Origin of the sequence: Pauljensenia sp. UMB3104, from assembly GCF_030217285.1 — a bacterium.
In the GTDB taxonomy this organism is placed as follows: domain Bacteria; phylum Actinomycetota; class Actinomycetes; order Actinomycetales; family Actinomycetaceae; genus Pauljensenia.
This window is the reverse complement of the sequence record NZ_JASONN010000090.1, coordinates 1-380: the sequence shown is the minus strand read 5'-3', so window position 1 is coordinate 380 and position 380 is coordinate 1. Positions and strand designations below refer to the sequence as shown.

The 380-nt window shown below is 51.3% G+C and carries 1 protein-coding gene; it reads left to right on the top strand.

What is annotated here, in order from left to right:
• The coding region (locus QP415_RS10885; RefSeq protein ID WP_285100071.1) for a hypothetical protein at positions 1 to 356 on the top strand (356 nt) is incomplete at its 5' end.
• Between the last annotated feature and the right edge of the window lie 24 nt (positions 357 to 380).

The window sequence follows — 380 nt, the reverse complement described above, 5'->3', positions numbered from 1 at the left end:
ACCTACAACAGGCCCGGATCAACCTCACCGAAATTGCCCGTCCCGCCGTCGTCGCCGAATACGTTGATTACATCAAAATGTGCCTAGAAGACGGCGAAACCCTCGAAGAAATAAAAGAGGGCCTCCCACACGTTTCGACCGCAGACGCAGAAGATGCGGCATGGGACGCAATCAAAAAATACTTGTGCGCAACCGGTACCTTAGAAGAATACTGGCGCGCCCTCGCACAATGCAAAGACAAGGGCGACAACAAACTCGCGAACATCTACTACATGTGGAATGCCGGCAAACAAGCCCGCGACATGTGGTACAACGCCCCACTAGAAGCACTCGAACAAGTACAGAAAGGGCACTAATTTGAACTCAGCTACATTCAAAAC